Source organism: Phenylobacterium ferrooxidans (assembly GCF_042714595.1).
GTDB classification, from domain to species: Bacteria; Pseudomonadota; Alphaproteobacteria; order Caulobacterales; family Caulobacteraceae; genus Phenylobacterium; species Phenylobacterium ferrooxidans.
In genome coordinates this window covers 34083-57901 of the sequence record NZ_JAOTJD010000031.1, presented here as the reverse complement: position 1 = coordinate 57901, position 23819 = coordinate 34083, and the positions used below count along the sequence as shown (strand labels likewise).

Below are 23819 nucleotides of genomic sequence, written 5' to 3'. Positions count from 1 at the left end.
AACACCAAGGAGACATCTGCAGAATCCGCTTCGACCTAAGATTTCGACTCCAACGCCATATGCGATTCCCCTGCCCTCTGGGGGAGCATCTTTGATCCGACTACGCCTTGGCGCGCGGGCCCATGTTGTAGGGGCCGCCCTTCTGGAGCGCGGCCTGATAGGCGGGGCGGGCCTGGAAGCATTCGAGCCAGGCGGCGATGTTGGGGTAGGTGGCGAGCCGTCCGAACGCGCCGGTGACCTCGCCGACGAAGCTCATCTGGACGTCGGCGCCCGAGAACTCCGAACCCATGATCCAGTCCTTGCCGGCCAGGGCGCCATCGACATAGCCGAGATGGTTGGCGATCTCGCTCTCCAGGCGCGGATGCAGCGGCGCGCCGGCTTCGCCGAGGCGGCCGACATACATGAACAGCATCAGGGGCAGCATCGCCGAGCCTTCGGAATAGTGCATCCACTGCTGGTAGTGGTCATAGGCCGGGGTGGACGGATCGGGCTGCAGGCGGCCGCCGGCATGGCGGCGGATGATGTAGTCGATGATCGCGCCGCTCTCGATGACCGTCATGTCGCCGTCGGTGACCACCGGGGACTTGCCCAGCGGGTGGACGGCCTTCAATTCGGCCGGCGCAAGGCGGGTGGTGGCGTCGCGGGCGTAGTGCTTGATCTCGTAGGGAAGCTTCAGCTCCTCCAGCAGCCAGAGAATGCGCTGCGAGCGCGAGTCGTTGAGGTGGTGGACGACGATCATGGCGCTCTCCTGAAATGCTTTACGACGTATAGGCTCACCTGGCGGCGGGCGCCTATAGTCGCACGATGTCCGACCTGATCCTGCCCCGACTGACCGATCTCCTGGCCGAGGCCGCCGACCAGGCCGAGGCCGTCGTGAACGAGGCCAAGGCCGCCGTCTCCGCCCTGGTCGCCCGCGACGGCCGGCTGGACCGCACGGCCCTGGACGCCCAGCAGCACGCGGCCCACGGCCTGGCCTGGGCGGCGGCCTATGCGCAGACCCTGCGCCAGACCGCGGCCTGGGCGCGCGACCTGGAGGGAGACTTTGGCGAAGCCGAGGCCCTGCCCGCCCAGCTGCTGGCGTTCGAGTATCTGAGCCAGCTGGCCGGCGGCATTCCCATGAACCAGGGTGAGATGTTCCGGCTGAGCGACCTTGGCCTGCTGGACGACCGCCTGCGTCCGGTGATCGACCGCCTGCGCCCCGGCGCGACCCAAGGCGTGAAGAGCCGCATTGTCGAACTGCTGGAGGCCGCGCGGGGCCGGCCGTCCCTGGAGGCCAGCGGCCTGGACGCCACGCTCGACATGATCCGCGACCAGTTCCAGGCGTTCGCCGCGGAAAAGATCACCCCCCACGCACACGGCTGGCACCTGCGCGACGAGCTGATTCCCCTGGAGCTGCTGCAGGAGCTGGCTGAGCTGGGGGTGTTCGGCCTGACCGCGCCGGAGGAATATGGCGGCTCGGGCCTGGGCAAGATCGCCATGTGCGTGGTGTCCGAAGCCCTGTCGCGAGGCTGGATCGGGACCGGGTCGCTGGGCACCCGCTCGGAGATCGCAGCCGAACTGCTGCTGGCCCATGGGACAGACGACCAGAAGGCCCGCCTGCTGCCCGGCATCGCCTCTGGCGCCATCATTCCCACCGCCGTCTTCACCGAGCCGGAGTCAGGGTCGGACCTGGGGAGCCTGCGCACGCGGGCGGTGCGCGACGGCGCGGTCTGGCGGGTCAGCGGCGCCAAGACCTGGATCACCCATGCGGCGCGCGCCGATCTGATGACCCTGCTGGTGCGCACCGATCCGGCCAGCAAGGACCACCGCGGGCTCTCCATGCTGTTGGCGGAAAAGCCGCGCGGGACCATGGCCGAGCCCTTCCCGGCGCCCGGCATGAGCGGCGGCGAGATCGCGGTGATCGGCTACCGGGGCATGAAGGAGTACGAACTGGCCTTCGACGGCTTCGAGGTTTCTCAGGCCAACCTGCTGGGCGGCGTCGAGGGCCAGGGCTTTTCGCAGCTGATGGCCACCTTCGAGAGCGCCCGCATCCAGACCGCCGCCCGAGCCATCGGGGTGGGACAGGCGGCCCTGGACATCGCCCTGGACTACGCGCTCGCACGCAAGCAGTTCGGCCAGCCGATTTCCGACTTCCCCCGCGTGGCCAACAAGCTGGCGATGATGGCCGCCGAGCTGCTGGGGGCGCGGCGGCTGGCCTGGTTCGCGGCGCGGGCGAAGGACGAGGGCCGACGGTGCGACCTGGAGGCGGGGATGGCGAAGCTCGTGGCCGCCCGGGTGGCCTGGGCCGCCGCCGACAACGCCGTGCAGATCCACGGCGGGACGGGCTTTGCGGTGGAGCAGCCGGTGAGCCGCCTGCTGGCCGACGCCCGCATCCTCAACATCTTCGAAGGCGCTGGCGAGATCCAGGCCCAGGTGATCGCCAGACGGCTTCTCGAGGGCGGCAACTGACTTACGGCCTGGGCGCGAAGCCCTGGCAGATCAGGCCGATGTGGCGGTCGAAGACGGCGCTCATGGCCTCGGCGTCGCTGTCGTTCCAGGCCGCCAGCCGGTAGGTCCAGGCATAGGAGGCCATCAGGGTGTCGACGGCGATGTCGAGGTCGGTGGTCGGGTCGACATCACCCCGGGTGACCCCATCGGCCAGGCAGTCCTTCACCACCTGCCTCAGGTGCGGGTTGCGCCCGAACGGCCGGGAGGCCGGCTCCAGCGTCCAGTCATAGGCGGCCGCGATATGGGCCAGGAACAGCTTCGTGCGGCGGGTCTCGAAGGCGTAGTGGATGGCGAACATCGACCGCAGCCGGTCTGCGGTGGAGCCGCGCAGATGCGGCACCACGCGGTCAAGCTCGGCATAGAGGGCGTCCAGCCGGTCGGCCATGACCTGGCTGAGGATGTCGCCCTTGGAGGAGAAGGTGGTGAAGACGCTCCCCACCGAAACCTCGGCGACGCGGGCGATCTCGCGGACCGTGGTCTCTTCATAGCCCCGCGTCTCGAAGAGATCGCGCGCCGCGTCGAGCACACGTTTCCGCGTGGCCTCCTTCTGAGACTGTCTGACGCTCAAACGGTTTCCCCCCGACGCCGCGTCGTAAACGCGCGGCTTGACCCAAGGTTAGGGTGAAACCCCGCGCCGCAACGCCCCTCTCAACCGGGCGCGACAATACGTCGCACCCGAACTCGGTCAACCCCGACGGGCGCCGGCGAGGATCACGCGAATCTGGTCCTTCGCCTTGGCCTGCAGCGCATCGATGCTCCAGCCCAGGAAGATCGCCTCCGGGTAGTTGGCGAGGTAGCAGTCGAACAGCATCTGGGTGCGCAGCTTGACCTCGGCCTCCTGACTGAGTTCGCCGCGCTCCACGCCGGCCAGCAGCTGCTCGCTGATCAGGTCGTGCAGGGCCAGAACCGGCGCCATGTTGCGCAACTCCGGGCCCTGGTCCGGGCTCCAGGAGATCGAGAAGGCGGCGCGGGCCAGGGGCAGCTGGCTCTTATAGAAGGCGTAGCCGGCGCAGAAGGCCTTCAGCAGGCAGTCGTCCACGGCGCGGCCCCGGTGGGCGGCCTCGCGCATGACCTCGGCCAGCGACGCCATGTCGACGAGCATGATCTCGCGGAACAGGTCCGACTTGTCGGCGAAGTTGGCGAACACAGCGCCGGTGGACATGCCGGCGGCCGCGGCGATGTCGCGGATGGTGGCGCCCTCATAGCCTTGTTCCGAGAACAGGCGGCGCGCGGCGGCCAGCACCTTGGCGCGAGTCTGCTGCTTAGCCAGGGCACGCCGCGTCGGGACGCGGACTTCGGCTTCCTGGGCGCCCTGGAGGGTGACGGTGTCGTGTTTCATATTGTGCGTTCAGCCTGGGGAGGGCCGCCTTCGCGTGTTGTTCAATCCGTACGCAAACTCTTCGACCTGACCGCTCCAGCCCGACATGGTTCCGCACGGGCTGACGCCCGCCTGGAAATGTCGCGCTGATGAGCCGTCAGCCCGCACTACAACTGCAGAAATCGGACGCGGGGAGGCGTCCAGGCCATGAGCCCGGTTGGGTCATATGGCGTTTCATCGTTCTCTAACCCGATCGCCGCGGCGCGTCCAAGCGAAAGGGTCAATTTTGATCAAGTTCAGCTAACTCGTTCCGCGATACGAGAGTCGAGCTGCATTTAGCTCATAGGTTGAAGCAAGGCGGTGTGGCGCAGCGTCGCACGCGCCCATTTTGGGGCGATTGTTATCATTGCAGATCAGAAATACGGCGGGACGACATATCCCCGATCAGTGAGCGCGCTCGTGTAACGACGTTCCAACGCGCGATTCGGCGGGTGGTTTCACGGGACGGCCCGACTTAGATTGCGGCCCATGGAACGCGCATTCGACATCCTCATCCCTCTCGCCCTGCTGGCGGTGACGGTCACTCTATTCATCGGCCTCTTCGCCCTGTTTCGCGGCGGCGAATTCGGCCGGACCTATTCAAACAGGCTGATGCGGCTGAGGGTGCTGCTGCAGGCGATCGCGGTGGCCCTGCTGGTGGCCGCGGTCTGGTGGCGGCGCCAGGGCTAGGGATGGTCACGCTCAACAGAATCTACACGCGGACCGGCGACAAGGGCGCGACCCGGCTGGCGACCGGCGCGACCGTGAGCAAGGCCTCCCTGCGGGTGGAGACCTATGGGGCGGTGGACGAGACCAACGCCTGTATCGGCCTGGCCCGCCTGCACACCACAGGTGAGTTCGACCTCATGCTGGAGCGCATCCAGAACGAGCTGTTCGACCTGGGCGCCGATCTCTCCACACCGGCCAAGGCCGACGAGGCTCCGGGCCAGATGCTGCGCATCCTCGACAGCCAGGTGGCGCGGATCGAGAGCGAGATCGACGGTCTGAACGCCGACCTCCCGGCGCTCGCCTCCTTCGTCCTGCCTGGCGGGACCCCGGCGGCGGCGGCCCTGCACCAGGCCCGGACGGTGGCGCGGCGCGCCGAGCGAGTCGCCGTGGCGCTGATGGAGTCAGGGGAAGAGGTGTCCGGTCCCGCCTTCCGCTACCTCAACCGCCTTTCGGACCTGCTGTTCGTCGCGGCCCGCCACGCCAACGACGGCGGCAAGGCCGATGTCTTCTGGAAATCAGGCGCCACGCGCTGATCGCGGGACTATTGAGCCGCGGCGGCCCTCACCTTGGCGGCGTGCGCCTTGGCGGCCTTGCGCTGTTCGGGCGTGTCGATCACCCGGCCGGTGATGTCGGAGATCAGCACGGGGCGCGCGCAGGTCCGGCCGCGCCAGTCCCACCAGTCGCCACGGGCCTCGCAGGCCTGGCCGGGCATCACCCACCCCACCTGATAGACCGTGACCGCCACGAGGGAGAGGGCGAACACCCCCACGAAAATCAACATCAGGCGCTTGATCGTTCGGTTCATGATCTTCGTCTTGCAGGAGTTTCGAGCAGGCTGGGGGGCCGCTCCGTCAAAATTGCGGCGCAGTGTGTCAGGCGTCGGCTTGCATTGCGCGTCGGAACCGTTATGCCCCAACCGTTCAATTTTTAGCAATTTGAGGCGTTAGCGAAGCCATGAAGGTGCTCGTCCCCGTAAAGCGGGTGATCGACTACAACGTCAAGGCCCGGGTCAAAGCCGACCAGACCGGTGTGGACCTTGCCAATGTGAAGATGTCCATGAACCCCTTCTGCGAGATCGCGGTCGAAGAGGCCGTGCGCCAGAAGGAAAAGGGCGTCGCCACGGAAGTTGTGGCCGTGTCCATCGGTCCGGCCCAGGCGCAGGAAACCCTGCGCACGGCCCTGGCCATGGGCGCCGACCGCGCGATCCTGATCCAGACCGACCAGGACCCTGAGCCCCTGGCCGTCGCCAAGCTGCTCGCCGCCATCATCGGCGAAGAGAGCCCCGACATCGTGATCATGGGCAAGCAGGCCATCGACGGCGACAACAACGCCACCGGCCAGATGCTGGCGGCGCTGCTGGACTGGCCCCAGGCGACCTTCGCCAACTCGGTCGAGCTCTCGGCCGGAAACGCCAAGGTGGGCCGCGAGGTCGACGGCGGCATCCAGACCATCGACGTGACCCTGCCGGCGATCATCACCGCCGACCTGCGTCTCAACGAGCCGCGCTACGCCTCGCTGCCCAACATCATGAAGGCCAAGAAGAAGCCGCTGGACACGAAGGAAGCCGCCTCGCTCGGCGTCGACACCGCTCCGCGCCTCAAGGTCGTCAAGGTCACCGAACCGCCGAAGCGCGGCGGCGGGATCAAGGTGGAAAACGCCGCTGACCTGGTCACCAACCTCAAGACCGCGGGGGTGCTCTAATGGCCGTTCTCGTTATCGCCGATCATGACAACGCGTCCCTGAAGGACAGCACCCACAAGACCGTGACCGCGGCGCTCGCGCTGTCGTCCGACGTCGACATCCTGGTGGCCGGTTCCGGCGCCAAGGCCGTCGCCGAGGCCGCCGGCAAGATCGCCGGCGTCCGCAAGGTGCTGCTGGCCGAGAGCGACGCCCTGGGTCAGGGCCTGGCCGAGGCCGTCACCGCGGTCGTCGTCCCCTTGATGAGCGGCTACGACGCCGTCCTGACGCCGGCCACCTCGCAGGGCAAGAACTTCAGCCCCCGCATCGCGGCCAAGCTGGACGTCGCCCAGATCTCGGAAATCGTCGAAGTGGTCGACGCCTCCACCTTCGTGCGGCCGATCTATGCCGGCAACGCGCTGGAGACCGTTCAGTCCTCCGACGCCAAGAAGGTGATCACCGTCCGCGCCACCGCCTTCAAGGCGGCCGGTGAGGGCGGCTCGGCCTCGGTTGAGAGCACGGGCGCCGGCGACGGCGCGCCCAAGACCAAGTTCGTGGACCAGCAGTTGGTGAAGTCGGCCCGTCCCGAACTCGCCGGCGCCAAGATCGTCGTCTCCGGCGGTCGGGCCATGGGTTCGGCCGAGGAGTTCCAGCGGGTCATCGACCCCCTGGCCGACAAGCTCGGAGCCGCCATCGGCGCCTCGCGCGCCGCGGTCGATGCGGGCTACGCCCCCAACGACTATCAGGTCGGTCAGACCGGCAAGGTCGTGGCCCCGGAACTGTATGTCGCCATCGGCATCTCCGGCGCCATCCAGCACCTCGCCGGGATGAAGGACTCCAAGATCATCGTGGCGATCAACAAGGACGCCGACGCGCCGATCTTCCAGGTCGCCGACTTCGGCCTGGTCTCCGACTACAAGACCGCCGTGCCGGAACTGATGGACGCCCTGGCCGCCGCCGGGAAGTAATCCCGACCGATCAAGGCCGATACGACCGGGGGCGGTTCCGCGAGGAACCGCCCCTTTTCGTTGCGCTTTGGCGGGCCTGATCGCGGCGTCCGCGCCACAGTCCCCGGGCCTCCTCGCGCTGCGCCGCAGCAAAAGCCTTGGCGGCGCCGCACATCGGCATGTTAGAAACTCGTCACAAGCCGTGGCGGACAGGGGATACCGCCCGGCATGATCGAGGCTTAGTCGACATGGTGGATATCAAGTCGGTCGGCGTCATTGGCGCAGGTCAGATGGGTTCGGGCATCGCCCACGTGGTCGCCCTGGGCGGCTATGACGTGCTGCTGCACGACGTGAGCGCCGAGCGGATCGAGACGGGCCTGGCCCAGATCCGCAAGAACATGACCCGGCAGGTCGTGCGCGGCATCATCACCCAGGAGGCCATGGACGTGGGCATCGCCCGCATCAAGGCCGCTCCGGAACTGCAGACCATCGGCGGCACGGACCTGGCCATCGAGGCGGCTACCGAGAACGAGGAGGTCAAGAAGTCGATCTTCAAGGCGCTCACCCCGCACCTCGGGCCCAACACCCTGCTGGCCTCCAACACCTCGTCCATCTCCATCACCCGCCTGGGGGCGGCCTCTGACCGGCCCGGCCGGTTCATCGGCCTGCACTTCATGAACCCGGTGCCGCTGATGAACCTCGTGGAGATCATCCGCGGCATCGCCACCGACGCCCCGACCTACGAGACCGCGGTCAACTTCGCCAAGTCCCTGGGCAAGACCACCGCCAACGCCGAGGACTTCCCGGCCTTCATCGTCAACCGCGTGCTGGTGCCGATGATCAACGAGGCGATCTACACCCTGTATGAAGGCGTCGGCACGGTGGACGCCATCGACACCGCCCTGAAGCTGGGCGCCAACCATCCCATGGGCCCGCTGGAACTGGGCGACTTCATCGGTCTGGATACGGTGCTGTCGATCATGAACGTGCTGTACGAGGGCCTGGCCGACTCCAAGTATCGGCCCTGCCCGCTGCTGGTGAAGTACGTCGAGGCCGGCTGGCTGGGCCGCAAGACCGACCGCGGCTTCTACGACTACCGTGGCGACGTCCCGGTCCCCACCCGCTAAGGCCAGATCCTCCGCCAGGCGCGCATTCCACCGTTTACGGCGACGCTTCGAACCGACACAACGGGGCCTGAAACCAGTCAGGAGCCCCCCGATGTCCGACATCGCGACCGTGGACTACATCATCGTCGGCGCGGGTTCGGCCGGTTGCGTGCTGGCCAATCGCCTGAGCGCCGATGTGGCCAACACCGTCCTTTTGCTGGAGGCCGGCGGCGACGACCGGCCCACCAAGGAACCGGGGCAGTTCCTCTCCAACGTCATGATCCACGTCCCGGTGGGCTACGCCCAGACGCTGAAGGATCCCAAGGTCAACTGGCTCTATCCCACCGAGCCCGATCCGGGCACGGGCGGGCGCGTTCATACCTGGCCGCGCGGCAAGGTCCTGGGGGGCTCGTCCTCGATCAACGGCCTGCTCTACATCCGTGGCCAGCAAGCCGACTATGACGGCTGGCGCCAACTGGGGTGCGAGGGCTGGGGCTGGGACGACGTCGCCCCCTATTTCAAGCGCTCCCAGCACCAGGAACGCGGGGCCAATGCGCACCATGCCGTCGGCGGGCCGCTCAACATCTCCGACGTCACCACCAAGCACCCGGTGTCCGACGCCGTGGTGGAGGCCTGCGTCGAGGCCGGCATCCCGCGCAACGAAGACGTCAACGGCGAGAACCAGGAGGGGGTCAGCTACTACCAGCTGACCGTCAAGAACGGGCAGCGGCACTCGGCGGCGGTGGCCTATCTGCACCCGGCCATGGGCCGGGCGAATCTCAAGGTCGAGACCCGGGCTCTCACCACCCGGGTGATCTTCGAGGGCAAGCGCGCCGTCGGGGTCGAGTACCTCCAGAACGGCGTCCGCAAGATCGCCAAGGCCCGTCGCGAGGTCATCCTGGCCGGCGGGGCGATCAACTCGCCGCAACTGCTGCAACTGTCGGGGGTCGGCCCTGGCGAGTTGCTGCGCGACCACGGGATCGAGGTGGTCGCCGACCTGCCCGGCGTCGGCGAGAACCTGCAGGATCACTATGTGATGGCGGTCACCTACCGCCTGAAGGCGGGAACCGTGTCGGTCAACGAACTGACCAAGGGGCCACGCTTCCTGGGCGAGGTTCTGAAGTACGCCTTCCAGCGCAAGGGCCTGCTCACCCTGTCGGCTGCCCACGTGGCGGCGTTCTGCAAGTCGCGGCCCGATCTGGCCGGACCGGACATCCAGTTCCACATCCTGCCAGCGTCGCAGAACCTGGAGAAGGCCATGAGCGGCAAGATGGAGCTGGACGGCGCGCCGGGCCTGACCATCGCGCCCTGCCAGGTACGGCCCGAGAGCCGAGGGACCATCCACATCAAGTCCGCCGACCCGACTGTTTATCCCGCCATCGCGCCCAACTACCTCTCCGATCCCCTCGACCAGGAGGTGGCGGTGGCCGGCCTGAAATGGGGCCGCAAGATCGCCGCCCAGCCGGCGCTGGCCCCCTATATCGACCACGAGATGCTGCCGGGCCCGGACTTCAGCAATGACGAGGCCCTGCTGGGCTATGCCCGCATGGCCGGATCGACCATCTATCACCCGGTCGGCACCTGCCAGATGGGCTCGGGCCCCATGGCGGTGGTGGACGCCCAGCTGCGGGTGCGCGGCGTCGAGGGCCTGCGGGTGGTGGACGCCTCGGTGATGCCGCGCCTGGTGTCGGGCAACACCAATGCGCCGACCATCATGATCGCCGAGAAGGCCGCCGACATGATGCTGGGCAAGGTCGCCGCGTCCAATTAGCGCGAGCGCCTCGCGCAAACGTTAATCTGTTCGACTTGCACCGGCGGCGCAGCCGATACTCAAGGCGATTCGGCCAGGCGGGACCATGCGACGGCTCACATTGGCGCTGCTTTCGGGCGCCTATCTCTGTGTTGCTCTGATCTTCGCCCTCCTCCTGTGGCGTAACGGGGGAGGCTGGGCGGCGGGCCTGGCCATGCTCGCGGCTGGATTCGCCCTTTGCTACACCTTCCATGGGCTGATCATGCACAGCCTGGAGAACGCCGCCCTGCGCCGCGAGCTGGAGAACATCCGCGAGGCGCAGCGCATCCTCATCGACCAGATGGAGCGCATGGACGCCCGCGTCGTCGAGGTGGTGGACACCGTCACCAATGACGCGGCCCGCCGCTCGGAAGAGCTGACCGGCGAGGTCCACATGCTGGAGGACCTGGTCCAGCGCATGGGCCAGCGGCTGGAGGAGCGCATGGTCCAGGCGCCGCCCGTCAGCGCCCGCCACACCCCGCAGCACCGCCAGTCGGCCGCGCTGCTGGAAACGATCCGCGAGGCGCTGGCCGAGAACCGGGTCGACCTCTATCTGCAGCCGGTCGTCGGCCTGCCGCAGCGCCGGACGGTCTTCTACGAAAGCTTCTCGCGCCTGCGCGACGAGACCGGCCGGGTGATGATGCCTGCCGAGTACCTGGCCGTGGCCGAGCCCGAGGGCCTCGTCACCTCCATCGACAACCTGCTGTTGTTCCGCTGCGTGCAGATCGTCCGGCGTCTGGCCAAGACCGACAAGAAGATCGGCATCTTCTGCAACATCTCCACCTCCAGCCTGGCCGACGAGAGCTTCTTCCCGCAGTTCCTCGACCTGCTGGCCGCGAACCGCGACCTGGCGGGCGCCCTGATCTTCGAACTGGGCCAGGCCGCCTTCGACGCGCGCGGCGCGACCGAGGCCCGCAACATGGGAAAGCTGGCCGACCTCGGCTTCCGCTTCAGCCTGGACAAGGTCGTCGACCTGGATCTCGACTTCCAGGACCTGGCGCGCTCGGACGTGAAGTTCCTGAAGATCGGCGCCCAGTTCCTGCTGAACCAGCTGGTGGAGACCGACGAAGGCTTGGTGCTGAAGTCGATGCCCGACCTGGCCGCCCAGGACTTCTCGACGCTGACCCGCCGCTACGGGGTGGAGATCATCGCCGAGAAGGTCGAGGAGGAGCGGCAGATCGTCGACATCCTCGAGCTCGACATCGCCTATGGCCAGGGCCACCTGTTCGGCGAGCCGCGACCGATCAAGGATGCGGTGCTGGCCGAGACCGATCCCCCCGCCGAGTTCCTGCGCACCAACATGCGCCGCCGCGCCGGCGGGCGGCACTAGCCCAAGCTGATTGACCGGGCGGGCTTGGGCCGTTACCGCCCGACCCCATGACCGCACTGATCTCCGGACTCTCCGACCTCGCCGACCGCTACGACGTGATCCTCTCAGACGTCTGGGGCGTGATCCACAATGGCCGTGAGAGCTTCCCCGCCGCCTGCGGGGCGCTCGCCAAGTGGGGCGAAGAAAAGCCGGTGGTGCTGATCTCCAACTCGCCGCGCCCCTCGCACTCGGTGATCCCGCAGCTGGATGAGCTCGGCGTGCAGCGCGCCGCCTGGCAGGCCTTTGTCACCTCCGGCGACGCCACCCGGGTGCTGCTGAGCGAACTGGCCCCCGGCCCCGCCTGGCGGGTCGGCCCCGAGCGCGACGCCCCGCTCTATGAGGGGCTGGGCCTGGACTATGCCGACTACGACAAGGCCGCCTTCATCTCGGTGACCGGTCCCTATGACGACGAGGTCGAGGGTCCCGGCGACTACCAGGACCGCTTCGAGGCCTGCGCCGCCCGCGGCCTAGTGATGACCTGCGCCAATCCCGACATCGTCGTGCAGCGCGGCGACCGGCTGATCTATTGCGGCGGGGCGCTGGCCCAACTCTACGCCCAGCTGGGCGGCAAGGTGTTGATGGCGGGCAAGCCCTACGCGCCGATCTACGACCTTTGCCTGGTGGAGGCGCAGCGGCTGCTGGGTCGGCCCGTGGACCGCGCCCGCGTGCTCTGCATCGGCGACGGCCTGCCCACCGACGTGAAGGGCGCCAACGACCAGGGGCTCGACGTGCTGTTCGTGGCCAGCGGCATCCACGGGGCTGAGACCATCGGGCCTGATGGGCTGAACGCAAGGGCGGTGGAGGAGTTGCTGGCCGCCGACGGCCTGACAGCCACCTACGCGATCGCCGATCTGGTCTGGTAGCGGCGCCCCTTACTTCGCCCGCTTCAGCGTGCTGGGAAGGCTGTCAGGCAGGGGCGTCCTGTCACCGCCGAGCACCTTCAACGCCTCATCATCCCCGACCCGGCGGAAGTGGCGGCGCGCAGGTTCGGGTTTTTCGGGGTTGAGTTCGTAGACCGTGGCGTCGGGGTCGACGGCGTCACCGCGCAGCGTGCCCCAGATGCCGGTGGTGGTGATGGGCGCGCCACGCTCCAGATAGGTCTCCACCAGCTTGTATGTGCCGTCGCCCGAATAGGGAGCGTCGCGGGTCAGGGTCAGCTCGGTGCGGAGGCCGGGACAGTCGGCGCAGGGCAGGTCGCCGGCGAAGGTCATCGACAGGGCGTCCGGCGACGGCGCCGCGGCGGCCACGGGCGCAGGCGGCGCCTCGGGAGCCTTCGCCGCCTGGGGAGAACAGGCGGTCATCAACAGCGCCAAGGCCAGGGCGAGGTATTTCATCGCGATCTCTCCGACAGTCTAAGCAAGCTTGGTCGTCACAGGCGATCGCGTCCAGGGCTTCGCTTGTGGACGCAAGGCCGCTAAGGAAGGCCAACGGCAGGGGACGCGCACGTGCAGGGACTGTTCTTCGAAGATCTGAGTGTCGGCCAGTCGGCCGAGACCACCAAGGTCGTCACCGCCAACGACGTCGAGGCCTTCGCCGCCGTCTCCGGCGACACCAACCCCGTCCATCTGGACGAGGACTACGCCAAGACCACCACCTTCCAGACCCGCATCGCCCACGGCATGCTGTCGGGCGCCTACATCTCGGCGGTGATCGGCACGAAGTTGCCGGGGCCGGGCGCCATCTATCTCTCGCAGTCCATGCGGTTCCGCCGGCCGGTGAAGCTGGGCGACGCCGTGGTGACGCGGGTGACGGTCCAGGCCCTGGACGACAAGCGCGGCCATGCGACGCTCGCCACCGTCTGCCAGGTGGACGGCAAGACGGTGGTGGACGGCGAGGCGGTGATCATGGTCCCGCGGAAGGGCGCCTGACCTCCATGCGTATCGTCCACGACTGGAAGGGCCTGGCCGATATCGACCGCGGCGCGGCTGTGGCCCTGGGCAATTTTGACGGCGTCCACCGTGGCCACCAGCAGGTGATCGCGCTCGCCGCCAAGGCCGCGGGCCAGCTCAAGGCGCCCCTTGGGGTGATCAGCTTCGATCCGCACCCGCGCCGCATCTTCCAGCCCGATTCGCCGTCCTTCCGGCTGATGCAGCCCGATCAGCAGGCCCGCGCCCTGGCGGGACTGGGGGTGGATATCTCCTATGTCCTACCCTTCACCCAGGAATTCGCCGAGATGACCGACCGCGAGTTCGTGGTCGAGGTGCTGCACAAGGGCCTGGGGGTGCGCGATGTCGCGGTCGGTTTCGACATCTCCTTCGGCAAGGGCCGCACCGGCAGCCCGGAGACCATGGCCCGTTACGGCGAGGAGCTGGGCTTTGGTGTCTCCGTGGCCCAGGCGGTCGGCGAAGGGAACTCCAAGTTCTCCTCCACCGCCGTTCGCGAAGTCTTGCGGGACGGCCATCCTGAGATCGCCGCGTCGATCCTGGGCCGCCCCTTCGCCATCGAGGGCATGGTGGAGCACGGCCGCCAGCTGGGCCGCACCCTGGGCTTTCCGACGGCCAATGTGGACCTGAGGGACTACGTCCTGCCACGCTTCGGGGTCTACGCCACCCGCACCCGCCTGCCCGACGGCCGCGAGATCGCCGGCGTGGCCAATATCGGGGTCAATCCCACCATCGACGGGGAGATCGCGCCACGCCTGGAGGTCTGGCTGTTCGACTTCGACGAGGACATCTACGACCAGGTGATCGAGACCGACCTGGTGGCCTTCCTCCGCGACGAGGCCAGGTTCGACGGGCTCGACCCCATGGTCGCCCAGATCCGCACTGACGCCGCCCAGGCGCGCGCGCTGCTGCTGCCGGAGATCTGACGGCCTCCCCCCAGGCGCGACACCCCTGGACTCTTGGTTAACAGATGGTTTTTCTTGGCGGCCGGACTGCGAGGGGCCGATGCCGACCCAGATCAAGGGATTGAAGTACGCCGCCTTCGCCGCGGCGCGCCGCCCCCGCCGCAAGCGGCCGCCGTCCTACGCCTTCGCCCCGGGCGCCACCTTCGCCTATTCCGAGCGGCCGCCGCAGCCGCCGACCCCGCCGGCGAGCCCCGGCGGCGATGCGGGCCTGCTCGACGCCTATTCCCACGCCGTGGTGAGCGCGGTGGAGCGGGTGGGGCCGGCTGTGGTCAGCGTCCACCCCTGGCGCGGACCGGAGGGGCCTGAGGGCGTGGGCTCGGGCGTCGTCATCGCGCCGGACGGCCTGATCCTCACCAACAGCCATGTGGTGCGAGGCGCGGCCGCCGCCGAGATCATCGGCCTCGACGGCCGGGTGTTCCGCGCCCGGCTGATCGGCGACGACCCCGACACCGACCTCGCTCTGCTGCGGATCGAGGGCGGGGTCACCCTGCCCTACGCCCGCCTGGGCGACTCCAAGGCCATGCGCCGAGGCCAGCTGGTGATCGCCATCGGCGCGCCCCTGGGGTTCGAGGCCACGGTCACGGCCGGGGTCGTTTCGGCTCTCGGCCGCTCCCTGCGAGGTGAGCGGGGCCGGCTGATCGAGGACCTGATCCAGACCGACGCCTCGCTCAATCCCGGCTCCTCCGGCGGGCCCCTGGTCAATTCGGCCGGCGAGGTGGTGGGAATCGCCACGGCGGTGATCGCCGGGGCCCAGGGCCTTTGCTTCGCGGTTGCGGCCAACACCGCAGCCCTGGTGGTGGGCGAGTTGATCAAGCACGGCAGGGTTCGGCGGGGCTCCATCGGGATCATCGCCCAGCAGGCGCCCATCCCCCGCGACCTGGCTCGCGCCGTCGGCGTGGACCAGCCCTTCGGGGTCTGGATCGCCACCTGCGAGGTGAACGGGCCCGCCGCCCGGGCCGGCCTGCTGCCCGGGGACCTGCTGGTGGCGGCGGAAGGGGCGCCCCTGACCGGACTGGACGACCTGATGCGGGCGCTGGGGACCGACACGCTTGGCCGGCCCATGGACTTCGAGGTGATCCGGCAGGGCCGGCGCCTGACCCTCGCCGTCACCCCGCGCGAACGCCGGCGCTGAACCAAAGGGCTCGCCCGACGCGGCGCCCTCTGCTATCTCGGCGCGCTATGACCTTGGTTCGGACATTGTCGCGAATTACCCGCCCGGCGTGACGCCGCCGGACGAAGCTCCAGCGCGCGCCGGGATCACCCGCACACTCGTTCCGAACACCGCTGGAAAGCCCCATGGCCGACGACGCTGACAAGCCCGCGCGCGACTATCGCGAAACCGTCTTCCTTCCCGACACCCCGTTCCCGATGCGGGCGGGCCTGCCGGTCAAGGAGCCCGAGATCCTGGCCCGCTGGGCGAAACTCGATCTCTACAACACCGTGCGTGCGGAACGGCAGGCGGCAAACGCCCCGCTGTTCGTGCTGCACGACGGCCCGCCCTACGCCAACGGCGCCATCCACATCGGCCACGCCCTGCAGAAGACCCTGAAGGACTTCGTGGTCCGCTCGCGGTTCGCGATGGGCTTCGACGTCGACTACGTGCCCGGCTGGGACTGCCACGGCCTGCCCATCGAGTGGAAGATCGAGGAAGAGCTGCGCGGCCAGGGCCGCCGCAAGGACGAGGTCTCCAAGGCCGAGTTCCGCGAGCGCTGCCGCACCTACGCCGCCAAGTGGATCGACGTGCAGCGCGACGGCTTCAAGCGCCTGGGCGTCGTCGGCGACTGGGAGAACCGCTACGCCACGATGGATTATTCCTCGGAGGCCGCCATCGTCGCGGAGTTCCACAAGTTCGTCACCTCGGGCCAGCTCTACCGCGGCTCCAAGCCGGTGATGTGGAGCCCCGTGGAACGCACGGCCCTGGCCGATGCCGAGGTGGAGTATGCCGATGTGAACTCCCCCACCATCTGGGTGAAGTTCCCGGTGGTGGAGGGCAGCGAAGCCGCCCGCGGGGCCAGCATCGTCATCTGGACGACCACGCCGTGGACCATCCCCGCCAACCGGGCGATCAGCTACAACAACGACATCGCCTACGGGATCTACCAGGTCGAGGCGATGGAAGAGGGCCTGGAGTTCGAGCCCTGGGCCAAGGCCGGCGACCGGCTGATCGTGGCCGACAAGCTGGCCGACGACGTCTTCAAAGCCGCCAAGATCACCGCCACCCGTCGGATCGAGACCTTCGACCCGCAGGGCGTCACCGCCGAGCATCCGCTAGCGGGACTGGACAGCTACTACCAGTTCGCCGTGCCGCTGCTGGACGGCGACCATGTGACCGATGACGCCGGTACGGGCTTTGTCCACACCGCGCCGGGCCACGGGGCTGACGACTATCTGGTCTGGCTGGCCCACGGCCATCGCGAGATCCCCGAGACCGTCGATCCGGACGGCGCCTATTATGAGCACGTGGCCCTGTTCGCCGGCCTGAAGGTGCTGGAGACCGAGGGCAAGAAGGTCGGCAAGTTCGGCCCGGCCAACGGCGCGGTGCAGGAAAAGCTGATCGAGGCCGGACGCCTGCTGGCGCGCGGCCGGGTGGAGCACTCCTATCCCCACTCCTGGCGTTCCAAGGCGCCGGTGATCTTCCGCAACACGCCCCAGTGGTTCATCCGCATGGACACCGCCATCGAGGACAAGCTCCACGACGGCAAGACCCTGCGCGAGACGGCGCTGAACGCCATCGAGGCGACCACCTTCCACCCGGCCGGCGGCAAGAACCGCATCCGCGCCATGGTGGAAAGCCGCCCCGACTGGCTGATCAGCCGCCAACGGGCCTGGGGCGCGCCGCTGGCCATGTTCGTGGACAAGGAGACCAGCCAGCCCCTGGTGGACCCCGAGCTCAACAAGCGCATCGTCGACCTGATCGCCGCCGAGGGCGCCGACGCCTGGTTCACCCGGCCGGTGAGCGACTTCCTGGGGAACCACGACCCCGAGCGCTACGAGAAGGTTGAGGACATCCTCGACGTCTGGTTCGATTCCGGCTCGACCCACGCCTTCACCCTGGAGAACCGCGAGCATACCCGCTGGCCCGCCGACCTCTATCTCGAGGGCTCCGACCAGCACCGCGGCTGGTTCCAGTCCTCGCTGCTGGAGAGCTCCGGCACGCGGGGCCGCGCGCCCTACGACGCCATCCTCACCCATGGGTTCACCATGGACGAGAACGGCGAGAAGATGAGCAAGTCCAAGGGCAACACCGTCGATCCCGAGGTGGTGATCCGCGAGTCCGGCGCCGAGATCATCCGGCTCTGGGCGTCGATGATCGACTATTCCGACGACAGCCGGATCGGCAAGACGATCCTGGCCACCACCACCGACGCCTATCGCAAGCTGCGCAACACCGTCCGCTATCTGCTGGGCGCCCTGGCCGGCTTCGACGAGAGCGAGCGGGTGGCGCTGGAGGACATGCCGCCCCTGGAGCGGTTCATCCTGCACCGCCTGCACGAACTGGATGGCCAGGTCCGCGCCGCCTATGACGCCTATCTGTTCCAGGACGTCAGCCGGCCGATCACCGAGTTCTGCCAGGTGGAGCTGTCGCAGCTGTTCTTCGACATCCGCCGCGACGCCCTCTACTGCGACCAGCCCGGCTCCTTACGCCGCCGGGCCGCGCGCACGGTGATGGACGCGGTGTTCGAGCGCCTGACGGTGTGGCTTTCGCCCCTGATCCCCTTCACCATGGAAGAGGCCTGGACCACCCGGTTCCCCGACGCCCCGTCCAACTGCCTGCGGGTGTTCCCGGAGACGCCCGCCGCCTGGGCCAATCCGGCCGAGGCGGAACGCTGGGCGAAGATCCAGTCGGTCACCTCGGTGGTCACCGGCGCCCTGGAGGTCGAGCGCCGCGAGAAGCGGATGGGGGCCGCCCTGGAAGCCGCCCCGGTGGTGCACATCGCCGACGCAGGGCTGCTCGCCGCCTTCGAGAGCCTGGACGCCGCCGAACTGTTCCGCACCAGCCAGGCGACCCTTGTCCCTGGCGAAGGCCCGGCCAGCGCCTTCCGTCTGGCCGAGACGCCCGGCGTGGCGGTTGAGCCGATCAAGGCCGACGGTCGGAAGTGCGCCCGCTCCTGGCGTATCCTGCCGGAGGTGGGCTCCGACCCGCGCTATCCGGAACTGTCGCTGCGGGACGCCGAAGCCGTCGCCGCCTGGGACGCTGAGAGGGCCTGAGCATGAAAGCCATCACCAAATACGGCTGGTCGGCCTACATACTGGCGATGACGGTCATCGTCCTGGATCAGGTCTCCAAGCACCTGATCCTTGGCCTGCTGGGAACCCAGGCGGGCTCCAGCGTGCCGGTGGGCGGGCCCTTCAGCCTGACCCTGGTCTGGAACCAGGGGGTGAGCTTTGGCCTGTTCAGCGCCGAGCATGACGTGGTGCGCTGGGCGCTCACCGCCTTTTCGCTGATCGTCGCCATCTTCCTCGCCAACTGGGCGCGCACGGCCCTGCGCTGGTCGATGGCCCTGGGCCTGGGCCTGGTCATGGGGGGCGCGATCGGCAACGCCATCGACCGGGTGCGCTTCGGGGCCGTGGTGGATTTTCTGGACTTCCAGCGGCTGGGTTTCTTCCCCTGGGTGTTCAATGTGGCCGACGCGGCCATCACCATCGGGGTGGTCTTCCTTTTGCTTGATTCCACCCGCAAAGAGGCGGCCGCCTAAACGCGTTGGCGGCGATTGCCGTTTGCGCTATCTGACATGTCCATCTTCGGCCGGGGGCGGCCTATCGGAGCCTGTAGTTCATGAGCTTGAACCGAGTGATCGTCGCGACCGCCCTGATCGGGATGGTGGGTCTCACCGGCTGCGCCTCGTCCCGCAAGGCGCTGGGCATGACCAAGGTGACCCCCGACGAGTTCCGCGTGGTGTCCAAAGCCCCCCTGGTGGTGCCGCCCGACTATTCCCTGCGTCCGCCGGCCCCGGGTGAACCCCGCCCGCAGGAACTGCAGCCCGAGAGCGCCGCGCGCAACGCCCTGCTGGGCCGCCGCGACGCCGAGGCCCGCACCGAAGGTGAAAAGCTGCTGGTGGCCAAGGCCGGCGCTGACAAGGCTGATCCGCTGATCCGCTACGTCGTCGACGACGAGGGCGGCGACCTGGCCCACAAGGAAAAGAGCTTCGCCGACCGGGTGATGTTCTGGAAGGACGGCAAGGCCAGCGCCGCGGCGACCGCGGCGGCGGGCGACAACATCGCCGCTCCCATCGATCCGGCCTCCGAAGCCGCCAAGATCCGCGAAGTCACCGGTGACAAGCCCGTGGTCATCGCGCGCGAGAAGAGCACCCGGATCAAGCTGCCGGGTCTCTAGGTCCCGGACGGATCGCCTGGAGCGTCAGGAAGGCGCCCACCAGGAAAAGCAGGAAGATGACCGCATAGGTCGTTCCGGCCTCGCCCAACTGCGGGCTGTGCGGCGAGAACATGCGTACCAGGCCGGCGGTCAGGGCCGCCCAGCCCAGCACGGTCACCACCAGCGTCCACCTCAGCCGCCAGACATTGTGGGTCCGGATGATCGCCAGGCCCGCCACGAACAGCAGCACCCCGTTCAGATAGACCAGGGTGGGGCCGGCCGGGCTCCAGATGTCCAGGTTCAAGGCCTCGGAGGTGGTGACCGCCATCAGGGTCGGCCCCGCCAGCCCGGCGATGTGTCTCGGATCGGCCATGTCGTCGCCCTTGGACCTAGGATTGAGGCCCATGTGACTGGCGCACGGGACGCGTCACCTTGACGCCGATCAAGCGGCCCTAGTCTTCGCCCGGCGTCTTCACCTCGAACCCTTGGGACTGGAGCTGATCCAGCACGCCGCCCTGGGCCAGCAGGGGACGTAGAGGCACGACGGCCACGGCGTGGCCTGGGGTCTTGAGCGCTCTGGCGATGGCGGCGGCCTGGTCGGCCTTGAAGCGGCGGTCCAGCGCCAGGGCTCCGGGCGCCGAGGCCAGGCATTTCTCGAAGCCGCGCTCGGCGGTAAGCGCGCCGCGCACGTCACCCTGGGCCCAGGCCTCGGCGGCGCGGCGGGCGGCGGCGGGACCGGCCTCGGCCTCATCCAGGGCGTCTTCCAGACAGGCCTGCTGGGCGGCTGCGGGCGTGCGCACGACCTGACCCAGCAGACCGCCCGCGTCGTAGCTCTTCTCCTCGACCCTGATCCTTCGCCCCTTGGCCAGGCGCCGCACGGTCTTGGCGGGATCGGCGGCGGTGAGCTGGCTGGCCTGGCGATAGTCGTCCACCAGGATCAGGCCCGCCGCGAGGCCGTTCTTCGTCGCATAGCGTTCGGGCGGCTTGCCGCTGCCGGTGCGGACCGCGACGAAGCGGGCCTTCAGCGCCGCCGGCAGGGTCGCCTCATAGGGCGTCTTGGATCGCAGGCGGAGCAGATTGATCGCCGCGCCGGGCGCGCTGAACAGACCGACGCTGACCTGGTTGAAGGGCAGGATCACCCGGTTCGCGCCCTGCAGGCGGCGGGTGAGCACGCTCTGGTCCCAGTCCAGGGACTTGGGCATGATCGAAGGGGCCCCCAGGACATAGACCACGGTGTCGGCGTCGGAGACCCGCCACCAGGCCGGCCCCGGCAGCAGGGCGGTGACCACCAGCTCCTCCACCAGCACCGCGTCGGGATCGATGGCCGGAGCCTGGGCCGCGGCGGAGGTCGCCAGCAGGGCTGCGGCCAGGACCAGCGACCTTGCGAACCTCATCTGCGGCGCCTCCCTGGAATCGTCCTATATATCCAGTCCGAGGACCTGGGCCCTAAAATGACCATCCGCAGACTGCCGCCCGAGACCGTGAACCGCATCGCCGCCGGCGAGGTGGTGGAACGGCCTGCCAGCGCGGTCAAGGAGCTGGTGGAGAACGCGCTCGACGCCGGGGCGCGCAGCGTCGAGGTGCAGGCCGACGGCGGCGGCCTGACCCGTATCCTGGTGGCCGACGACGGCGATGGCCTGGCGGCCGACCAGCTGCCGCTCGCCATCGAGCGTCACGCCACCTCCAAGCTCAGCCCCGACGACGCCGGGGACTATGACCTGCTGCACATCCACACCCTGGGCTTCCGGGGCGAGGCCCTGCCCTCGATCGGCTCGGTGGCGCGCCTGTCCATCTCGTCCCGCGCCCGCGGAGTCACCGAAGCGCATTCGATCCTGGTGGAGGGCGGCGCCATGGGGGCGGTGTCCCCCTCCGGCTTCCCCGGCCCGCACGGCGCGCGGGTGGAGGTGCGTGACCTGTTCTACGCCACCCCCGCCCGGCTGAAGTTCATGAAGTCCGAGCGTTCGGAAGCCATGGCCATCGCCGAGGAGATCAAGCGCCAGGCCATGGCCCATGAGGCCGTCTCCTTCGCCCTGGACCTGGACGGCCGCCGCACCCTGCGCCTGCCGGCCGAGAGCAAGGGGCCGGACGGCCGCCTGGCGCGCCTGGCCTCGATCATGGGCCGGGAGTTCCAGGACAATGCGCTCGCCATCGACCAGGAGCGGGACAATATCCGCCTCTCGGGCTTCGCCGGACTGCCCACCTACAATCGCGGCAACTCGGCCCACCAGTACCTGTTCGTCAACGGCCGCCCGGTTCGCGACCGCCTGCTGCAGGGCGCCCTGCGCGGGGCCTATGCCGACTTCCTGGCCCGCGACCGCCATCCCCTGGTGGCGCTTTATCTGGAGCTCGACCCCAGCCAGGTGGATGTGAACGTCCACCCCGCCAAGGCCGAGGTGCGGTTCCGCGACCCGGCCATGGTGCGCGGCCTGATCGTCAGCGGCCTGCGCCACGTCCTGGCCGGCGCCGGGCACCGGGCGTCGACCTCGGTGGCCAGCGAGGCGCTGAGCGGCTTCCGGCCCGGCTACGTCCCGCAACCCTCGGCGGAGGGCTTCTCGGCCTGGCGGATGGGCGGCTGGGCGCAGGCGGCGGCCCAGGCGATCCCGGGTCTCACAGAGATCTCGGCGAGGTCGGAGACCCACTACGAGCCCAATAGTTACACCCCCGGCCCCGGCCTGCACGAGGCGCCCGCCGCCTCAGTGGTGTTTGATCCGGTGGACTTCCCCCTGGGGGCGGCCCGGGCCCAGGTGCACGAGACCTATATCGTCGCCCAGACCCGCGATGGGGTGGTGATCGTCGACCAGCACGCCGCCCATGAGCGGCTGGTCTATGAGCGGATGAAGGTGGAGATGGCCGGCGGCGGGGTTTCCCGCCAGGCCCTGCTCCTGCCCGAGGTGGTGGAGCTGGATCCCGCCGAGGCCGAGCGGGTCGTGGCCAAGGCCGACGAACTGATGGCGCTTGGCCTCGCCGTCGAGGCCTTCGGCCCCGGCGCGGTTCTGGTGCGCGAGACCCCCGCCCTGCTGGGCGAGACCGACGTGGCCGGCCTGGTGCGCGACATCGCCGATGACCTGTCGGAGAACGGCCAGGCCCTGGCGCTGAAGGAACGGCTGGAGGAGGTCTGCTCCACCATGGCCTGCCACGGCTCGGTGCGGGCGGGACGACGCTTGTCGGCGCCCGAGATGAACGCCCTGCTGCGCCAGATGGAGGCCACGCCTCACTCCGGCCAGTGCAACCACGGGCGGCCCACCTATGTGGAGCTGAAGCTGGCCGATATCGAGCGGCTGTTCGGGCGGCGGTAGCAAACCCACCGCTCACCTCGGCGAAGGCCGGGCCCCAGATACATCCACTGACGCTAAGAGCGCCCGTTCGTGTGGTTCGTGGAAAATCGGGTGGGCCTCTGCGGCGTCGCGGCCGGAAGACTTGGAACCACGAACCTCACGAACCACACAAACGGAATCCTGATAGGAAGCCCGACCTCCGACTTGGGTCCCGGCCTTCACCGGGATGAGCGGTGTTACTCCGCCGCCAGCTTCTCGATGCGCTTGGCGGCGTTGTCGAGGGCTAGGGTGGCGCGGACCTCGATGCGGGCCTGGTCGGACTGCATGCGGGCCAGTTCGGCCTGAACCGTGCCGAGCCGAGCCTTGGCGTCGGCCAGTTCGTCGGCCAGCAGCAGGGCGCCCATCAGGAACAGGCGGGTGTCGCCGAGCTGCCCCATGTCCTGGGAGACCTGGCGAACCTGGCGGTCGAAGATGCGGGCGAGCTCGATCAGGTGCTGTTCCTGGCCGTCCTCGCAGCCGACGGTGTAGGGGCGGCCGTTCACCTCGATGATCATCTGGGCCATGGCCTAGACCTCTTCGCTTTCGTCGACGGGCTCTTCGGCCGGCGCGTCATGGTCGGCCAGGGCCGCCTGGATCTCGGCGATGGCGCGGCCAAGCGCCGCGGAGGCCTCGGCCCCGGCCTCCTCCAGGGCGCGCTCGCGGGCGCGGGCCTTGTCCAGTTCGTCGGCGAGCTTGGCGCGGTCCTGGTCGAACAGGCCGCCCGGCTCCTCGCCGGCCTGCGGCGCGCGCGCGGCCAGGCGCTGTTCCAGCTGGGCGACCGCGCGATCCAGCCGCTTGGCGGCTTGGTCGAGGGCGCTGTCGCCCGCAGACTCCCGGTTCATTCGACGCTCCGAAGGTGTGACTGTTAATCTATAGACCGGG

Annotated in this window: 25 protein-coding genes; 16 read left to right on the top strand and 9 right to left on the bottom strand. The window is 68.8% G+C overall.

The features are described from left to right. Positions 1 to 100 precede the first annotated feature (100 nt). On the bottom strand, positions 101 to 739 hold the full coding sequence (locus tag OCL97_RS15650; RefSeq protein ID WP_377370818.1) for a glutathione S-transferase family protein: 639 nt from the start codon (positions 737 to 739) through the stop codon (positions 101 to 103). A 65-nt stretch (positions 740 to 804) separates the two neighbouring features. On the opposite strand from OCL97_RS15650, the gene OCL97_RS15645 reads away from it, so the two are divergent. Further along, the gene (locus OCL97_RS15645) at positions 805 to 2448 is read left to right on the top strand and encodes an acyl-CoA dehydrogenase family protein (protein WP_377370817.1); all 1644 of its coding nucleotides are present in this window, start codon (positions 805 to 807) and stop codon (positions 2446 to 2448) included. A 1-nt stretch (position 2449) separates the two neighbouring features. On the opposite strand, the gene OCL97_RS15640 is transcribed toward OCL97_RS15645, so the two are convergent. Both OCL97_RS15640 and OCL97_RS15635 read right to left on the bottom strand, forming a co-directional pair. After that, positions 2450 to 3055, bottom strand: a complete 606-nt coding sequence (locus OCL97_RS15640) for a TetR/AcrR family transcriptional regulator (protein WP_377370816.1) — start codon at positions 3053 to 3055, stop codon at positions 2450 to 2452. A 117-nt stretch (positions 3056 to 3172) separates the two neighbouring features. Next, positions 3173 to 3826 carry a TetR/AcrR family transcriptional regulator gene (locus tag OCL97_RS15635; protein WP_304782889.1) on the bottom strand — a complete coding sequence of 218 codons (654 nt, stop codon included), beginning with the start codon at positions 3824 to 3826 and terminating at the stop codon, positions 3173 to 3175. Between the two features lie 507 nt (positions 3827 to 4333). On the opposite strand from OCL97_RS15635, the gene OCL97_RS15630 reads away from it, so the two are divergent. Together OCL97_RS15630 and OCL97_RS15625 are read left to right on the top strand one after the other, a co-directional pair. Then, positions 4334 to 4534, top strand: coding sequence for a twin transmembrane helix small protein (locus OCL97_RS15630; protein WP_304782883.1), 201 nt, complete (start codon positions 4334 to 4336; stop codon positions 4532 to 4534). Positions 4535 to 4536: 2 nt separating this feature from the next. Next, on the top strand, positions 4537 to 5106 hold the full coding sequence (locus tag OCL97_RS15625; RefSeq protein WP_377370815.1) for a cob(I)yrinic acid a,c-diamide adenosyltransferase: 570 nt from the start codon (positions 4537 to 4539) through the stop codon (positions 5104 to 5106). 8 nt (positions 5107 to 5114) lie between these two features. Here the strand turns inward: OCL97_RS15625 and OCL97_RS15620 are convergent, their stop codons facing one another. After that, complete coding sequence (locus OCL97_RS15620; protein WP_304782875.1) at positions 5115 to 5378, bottom strand: hypothetical protein; 264 nt, start codon at positions 5376 to 5378, stop codon at positions 5115 to 5117. Positions 5379 to 5527: 149 nt separating this feature from the next. Between OCL97_RS15620 and OCL97_RS15615 the strand changes: the two genes are divergently transcribed. The 6 genes from OCL97_RS15615 to OCL97_RS15590 all read left to right on the top strand — a co-directional run bounded on the left by OCL97_RS15615 (position 5528) and on the right by OCL97_RS15590 (position 12324). Further along, a complete protein-coding gene (locus OCL97_RS15615) occupies positions 5528 to 6274 on the top strand; it encodes an electron transfer flavoprotein subunit beta/FixA family protein (protein WP_377370814.1) in 747 nt (248 codons plus the stop codon). Continuing rightward, on the top strand, positions 6274 to 7218 hold the full coding sequence (locus OCL97_RS15610) for an electron transfer flavoprotein subunit alpha/FixB family protein (protein ID WP_304782869.1): 945 nt from the start codon (positions 6274 to 6276) through the stop codon (positions 7216 to 7218). The genes OCL97_RS15615 and OCL97_RS15610 overlap by 1 nt, the downstream gene beginning before the upstream one ends. A gap of 227 nt (positions 7219 to 7445) precedes the next feature. Continuing rightward, the gene (locus OCL97_RS15605) at positions 7446 to 8324 is read left to right on the top strand and encodes a 3-hydroxybutyryl-CoA dehydrogenase (RefSeq protein WP_377370812.1); all 879 of its coding nucleotides are present in this window, start codon (positions 7446 to 7448) and stop codon (positions 8322 to 8324) included. 91 nt (positions 8325 to 8415) lie between these two features. After that, positions 8416 to 10074 carry a GMC family oxidoreductase gene (locus OCL97_RS15600; protein ID WP_377370811.1) on the top strand — a complete coding sequence of 553 codons (1659 nt, stop codon included), beginning with the start codon at positions 8416 to 8418 and terminating at the stop codon, positions 10072 to 10074. 85 nt (positions 10075 to 10159) lie between these two features. Next, positions 10160 to 11422 carry a flagella assembly cyclic-di-GMP phosphodiesterase TipF gene (tipF, locus tag OCL97_RS15595; protein WP_305704671.1) on the top strand — a complete coding sequence of 421 codons (1263 nt, stop codon included), beginning with the start codon at positions 10160 to 10162 and terminating at the stop codon, positions 11420 to 11422. A 47-nt stretch (positions 11423 to 11469) separates the two neighbouring features. Then, positions 11470 to 12324 carry a TIGR01459 family HAD-type hydrolase gene (locus tag OCL97_RS15590; RefSeq protein ID WP_377370810.1) on the top strand — a complete coding sequence of 285 codons (855 nt, stop codon included), beginning with the start codon at positions 11470 to 11472 and terminating at the stop codon, positions 12322 to 12324. Positions 12325 to 12333: 9 nt separating this feature from the next. Here the strand turns inward: OCL97_RS15590 and OCL97_RS15585 are convergent, their stop codons facing one another. Next, entirely contained in the window at positions 12334 to 12795 is a 462-nt protein-coding gene (locus OCL97_RS15585; protein WP_377370809.1) for a copper resistance protein NlpE N-terminal domain-containing protein, read from the bottom strand. Positions 12796 to 12906: 111 nt separating this feature from the next. Between OCL97_RS15585 and OCL97_RS15580 the strand changes: the two genes are divergently transcribed. From OCL97_RS15580 to OCL97_RS15555, 6 genes are all read left to right on the top strand, one after another. Continuing rightward, entirely contained in the window at positions 12907 to 13329 is a 423-nt protein-coding gene (locus tag OCL97_RS15580) for a MaoC family dehydratase (protein ID WP_377370808.1), read from the top strand. Between the two features lie 5 nt (positions 13330 to 13334). Beyond that, the gene (locus OCL97_RS15575) at positions 13335 to 14270 is read left to right on the top strand and encodes a bifunctional riboflavin kinase/FAD synthetase (RefSeq protein ID WP_377370807.1); all 936 of its coding nucleotides are present in this window, start codon (positions 13335 to 13337) and stop codon (positions 14268 to 14270) included. 79 nt (positions 14271 to 14349) lie between these two features. After that, positions 14350 to 15441 carry a S1C family serine protease gene (locus OCL97_RS15570; RefSeq protein WP_377370806.1) on the top strand — a complete coding sequence of 364 codons (1092 nt, stop codon included), beginning with the start codon at positions 14350 to 14352 and terminating at the stop codon, positions 15439 to 15441. Between the two features lie 164 nt (positions 15442 to 15605). After that, positions 15606 to 18518 (top strand): isoleucine--tRNA ligase, encoded by a 2913-nt coding sequence (gene ileS, locus OCL97_RS15565; protein ID WP_377370805.1) that lies wholly within the window; start codon positions 15606 to 15608, stop codon positions 18516 to 18518. Positions 18519 to 18520: 2 nt separating this feature from the next. Next, complete coding sequence (gene lspA, locus OCL97_RS15560) at positions 18521 to 19006, top strand: signal peptidase II (RefSeq protein WP_304782845.1); 486 nt, start codon at positions 18521 to 18523, stop codon at positions 19004 to 19006. A gap of 80 nt (positions 19007 to 19086) precedes the next feature. Then, complete coding sequence (locus tag OCL97_RS15555; RefSeq protein WP_377370804.1) at positions 19087 to 19644, top strand: DUF3035 domain-containing protein; 558 nt, start codon at positions 19087 to 19089, stop codon at positions 19642 to 19644. On the opposite strand, the gene OCL97_RS15550 is transcribed toward OCL97_RS15555, so the two are convergent. After that, entirely contained in the window at positions 19625 to 19996 is a 372-nt protein-coding gene (locus OCL97_RS15550) for a hypothetical protein (RefSeq protein ID WP_377370803.1), read from the bottom strand. The two genes, OCL97_RS15555 and OCL97_RS15550, sit on opposite strands and share 20 nt — an antisense overlap. A 79-nt stretch (positions 19997 to 20075) precedes the next feature. Continuing rightward, on the bottom strand, positions 20076 to 21017 hold the full coding sequence (locus OCL97_RS15545; RefSeq protein WP_377370802.1) for a TraB/GumN family protein: 942 nt from the start codon (positions 21015 to 21017) through the stop codon (positions 20076 to 20078). Positions 21018 to 21074: 57 nt separating this feature from the next. On the opposite strand from OCL97_RS15545, the gene mutL reads away from it, so the two are divergent. Next, a complete protein-coding gene (mutL, locus tag OCL97_RS15540) occupies positions 21075 to 22919 on the top strand; it encodes a DNA mismatch repair endonuclease MutL (RefSeq protein WP_377370800.1) in 1845 nt (614 codons plus the stop codon). 215 nt (positions 22920 to 23134) lie between these two features. Here mutL and OCL97_RS15535 read toward each other — a convergent pair whose 3' ends face one another. Further along, complete coding sequence (locus tag OCL97_RS15535; RefSeq protein WP_293495474.1) at positions 23135 to 23461, bottom strand: cell division protein ZapA; 327 nt, start codon at positions 23459 to 23461, stop codon at positions 23135 to 23137. Between the two features lie 3 nt (positions 23462 to 23464). Then, positions 23465 to 23779 (bottom strand): DUF4164 family protein, encoded by a 315-nt coding sequence (locus OCL97_RS15530; RefSeq protein WP_305704678.1) that lies wholly within the window; start codon positions 23777 to 23779, stop codon positions 23465 to 23467. Positions 23780 to 23819 lie beyond the last annotated feature (40 nt).